The sequence below is a fragment of the Nitrospirillum goiasense genome (genome assembly GCF_034427435.1).
Classification (GTDB): domain Bacteria; phylum Pseudomonadota; class Alphaproteobacteria; order Azospirillales; family Azospirillaceae; genus Nitrospirillum.
Window position 1 is genome coordinate 1 of the sequence record NZ_JAXQNP010000005.1, and the last position, 3,702, is coordinate 3,702.

Annotated in this window: 4 protein-coding genes and 1 pseudogene; 1 reads left to right on the top strand and 4 read right to left on the bottom strand. The window is 66.3% G+C overall.

Going from position 1 to position 3,702, the window contains the following annotated elements:
* Positions 1-59 precede the first annotated feature (59 nt).
* Positions 60-1,280, top strand: coding sequence for an IS256 family transposase (locus tag ULB03_RS27305; RefSeq protein ID WP_322486250.1), 1,221 nt, complete (start codon positions 60-62; stop codon positions 1,278-1,280).
* Here the strand turns inward: ULB03_RS27305 and tnpC are convergent.
* The 4 genes and pseudogenes from tnpC to ULB03_RS27325 all read right to left on the bottom strand — a co-directional run.
* Entirely contained in the window at positions 1,240-2,607 is a 1,368-nt protein-coding gene (gene tnpC, locus ULB03_RS27310; RefSeq protein WP_322485464.1) for an IS66 family transposase, read from the bottom strand. The genes ULB03_RS27305 and tnpC overlap by 41 nt on opposite strands.
* Positions 2,608-2,694: 87 nt before the next feature.
* Positions 2,695-3,042, bottom strand: coding sequence for an IS66 family insertion sequence element accessory protein TnpB (gene tnpB / locus ULB03_RS27315; RefSeq protein ID WP_322481360.1), 348 nt, complete (start codon positions 3,040-3,042; stop codon positions 2,695-2,697).
* Positions 3,039-3,473 (bottom strand): IS66-like element accessory protein TnpA, encoded by a 435-nt coding sequence (gene tnpA / locus ULB03_RS27320; RefSeq protein ID WP_322481361.1) that lies wholly within the window; start codon positions 3,471-3,473, stop codon positions 3,039-3,041. The genes tnpB and tnpA overlap by 4 nt, the downstream gene beginning before the upstream one ends.
* 72 nt (positions 3,474-3,545) lie before the next feature.
* A pseudogene (locus ULB03_RS27325) lies at positions 3,546-3,702 on the bottom strand (DDE-type integrase/transposase/recombinase); the annotation flags it as partial.

The following is a 3,702-nucleotide window of genomic DNA, read 5'->3' on the forward strand; positions in this document are numbered from 1 at the left end:
CGGGACTGTCAGGAATTTCGTGCTCGGCGGGGTCATAGTGAGGAAGAAGGAGACCCTCTATGGCCCGACGCAAAGAGCCAGTTATTCCCGCCGCGATCCTGGACCAGTTGCTGGCCGGTGCGGACGCCAAGACGGCGTTTGAGCAGAACGGGCTGCTTGATCAGTTGAAGAAGGCGCTGACGGAGCGGGCGCTGAACGCGGAACTGGATCATCACCTGGTTGGTGACGAGAGCGGCAACCGGCGCAACGGCTATGGCCGCAAGACGGTGCTGACGGATGGTGGCCCGGTTGAGCTGGCCATCCCCCGGGACCGGACGGCGACATTCGATCCGCAGTTGATCGGCAAGTACCAGCGGCGCTTTCCGGGCTTCGACGAGAAGATCATCTCGATGTACGCGCGGGGCATGTCGACGCGGGAGATCACGGGGCACCTGCGGGAACTCTACGGCATCGAGGTATCGGCCGACCTGATCTCGACAGTCACGGACGCGGTGATCGAGGAAGTGACGGCCTGGCAGAACCGACCGCTGGAGGCGATCTACCCGCTGGTGTTCCTGGATGCCATCCGGGTGAAGATCCGGGATGAGAGCCTGGTGCGTAACAAGGCCATCCACGTTGCCATCGGCGTGCGGGCCGACGGCACCAAGGAAGTGCTGGGCCTCTGGATCGAGCAGAACGAAGGCGCCAAGTTCTGGCTGCGGGTCCTGAACGAACTGAAGAACCGGGGCGTTGAAGACATTCTGCTGGCCGTGGTCGATGGCCTGAAAGGCTTCCCCGAAGCGATCGCTGCCGCCTATCCCGAGACCATCGTGCAGACCTGCATCGTCCACCTGCTGCGCCACAGCATGGAGTTCGCCTCCTGGAAAGATCGCAAGGCCATCGCCGGTGCCCTGAAGACAATTTACGACGCCGTGGACGACAAGGCGGCCGAGGCCGCGTTGACCGCCTTCGAGGTCGGCCCCTGGGGCGAAAAACACGCCGCAATCGGCAAGGCCTGGCGCCGAGCGTGGCAGGAGGTCATTCCCTTCTTCGCCTTCCCGCGCGAGGTCCGGCGGATCCTTTACACCACCAACGCCATCGAGGCGCTGAATTCCAAGCTGCGCCGGGCGGTCCGCGCCAGGGGGCACTTCCCTAATGACGAGGCGGCCCTGAAGCTGCTGTTCCTGGTCTTGAACCGGGCGGAGAAAGATTGGAAAATGCCACCGCGCGAATGGACAGCGGCCAAGGCCCAGATGGCCGTCATGTTCGGTGAGCGGTTCTCAAAGGCGATGAGCGCCTGATTGTGAAACCGACCCCACCGAGCACGAAATTCCTGACAGTCCCGTCCCAGCGGGTCAGTGCATACCCGATGGCCTTGCCGAGTGTGTTCTTCGCCGACAGGCGCTGCCGCTGCGCCTCGAGCCATGGCTTGAGGTCGTCCAGGATGGGAACGGCCAATTGCCGTCGGGCGTTCCGGCGCTGGTCGGCCGACAGGCCGGTGATCGCGGCCTCGACCTCATAGAGGCGCCCGATCCGGCGCAAGGCCTCCTCGGCGATCGGTGACTTGGTCTTCTCGTACTGGTCGTAGAGGTGCCGCCGCGCATGCGCCCAGCACGCCGCGTGGACGATGGTTGGTGGTGCGATGCTGGACGGTCGCGTCAGGGCCTTATAGCCGGTGTAGGCGTCGGCCTGGATCACCCCGCTGAACCCGGCGAGATGGTCGCGGGGCCGCTCGCCCTTGCGGTCCGGGCTGAAGCGATAGAACGCCGCTGGCGCACGCTCGCCGCACCAGGGCCGTTCATCGACCAGATAGGTCCAAAGGCGACCAAGCCTGGTCTGGCCGTTGCCGGGGGCCAGCACCTTGATCGGCGTGTCGTCGGTGTGGATGATCGGCGCCGCCATCACATGGGCGCCGATCAGACCGGCCAGGGGCGCCACCCACCAGGCGGCATGGCCGACCCAATCAGCCAAGGTCGCGCGCTCGATCGCGACGCCCTCGCGCGCCAGGATCGCCGATTGCCGGTAGAGCGGCAGCCCGTCCAGATACTTCGACACCACGACATTGGCCAACAGGCCGGGCCCGGGGCGCCCCTTCTCCACCGGCAGGTCCGGTGCCGCTGCCTGGATGATCGCCTCGCACGCCCGGCAGGAGAGCTTCGGCCGGATGTGGCGGATCACCTTGAGCCGGGCCGGGACCTTCTCCAGCACCTCGGTCACGTCCTCGCCCAGCTTGGAGAAATGCGTGCCGCCACAACCGGGGCAGACATCACCGGGCGAGTGGATGACCTCCTCGCGCACCAGATGCTCTGGCAAAGGCCGACGCACCGGATGGCGCTGGTCCCGTGGGCGCCGTTCCGGGGCCGCGCTCCCCGCATCCAGCGACGGCGCCGTCCGGGCCGCTTCGCCTTCCTCCAGGTCTTCCAGCATTAGTTCCAGTTGCGCGATCTGCCGGTCCAGCTTCTCCGACGAGCGGCCGAACTGCATCCGGCGCAACTTGGCGAGTTGGGCCTTGTACTGTTCGATCAGGATGCGCGCGCCGGTCAGTTCCGCCCGCGCCGCGGCCAGTTCAGCCTCGCGTTCGGCAAGCCGGGCACGAAGCTCGGCGATCTCTCCGGCGGCATCGATCATGGGACCGGATTATACCCGAAACCGCCACCATCGGCAGGGTGGTGGACAGCATCCGAGTCACTTTGCCGCGTGGGGGCCGCGCGGGCTTCAGCACGCCGCCTCCGGCCGCCAGGTCCGCACCGGCGTCCGCCAATCGATCCCCTCCAGCAGCATGGAAACCTGGGCGGCGGTGAGCGCGACAGAGCCCTCCTTGGCCTGCGGCCAGACAAACCGGCCGCGCTCCAGCCGCTTGGCGAACAGGCAGAGGCCCTGGCCGTCCCACCATAAAATCTTGATCAGGTCACCGCGACGGCCCCGGAAGGCGTAAAGCGCGCCGTCATGGGGATCGAGCTTCAGCATCGTCTGCACCTGGGCGGCCAGGCTGTCGAACCCACGGCGCATGTCCGTGGCGCCGCACGCCAGATAAAGGCGAACATTGCCGGGAATGCCGATCACGACAGCGCCGCCAAAACCCGGCGCAAGGCGCCCTCGCTGACATCACCGGTGATCCGCAACCTCACACCGGTCGGCAGTTCGACCTCAATCACGCCTACGGCCATGGGCGCGCCCTCCGGCACCTCGGGCACGAGGGCCGGTTCGGGCAAAGCCCCGCCGTCAATGACCGAGACCGGCACGAACCCCGTCAACTCGCCTGACCGGAATTGCTTGCGCCAAGTCGATAGTTGGCCAGTGCTGATACCGTGCATCCGGCACGTCAGGCTTGGCGACGACCCCGGCGCCACACTCTGCGCCAGAACCCGCAGCTTCTCCTCGATGCTCCAACGCCGCCGCCGCTCCGGCCCGCTCAGAACCTCGCCCTGCAACTCCGCAGCGCTCGTATGAGCACTTCGAAGCGCCTCCTTGCTAATCACCGATACCGCGTCCATGCCCCCACCGCTCAAGCTGAGCAGCCAGCATGCCCATCAATAACGCCATGAGAAGGCGACCCTGCGCTGACGCTTACCCCGCCGCCACAAGGCCATGACGAGGGCGTCGGCGACCAGTTGGGCTGTCATGGTGTCGCTCATGGACCAGCCGACGACCCGGCGGGAATAGAGGTCAATGACGGCGGCGACGTAGAGCCAGCCCTCAGCCGTCCAGATGTAGGTGAAGTCC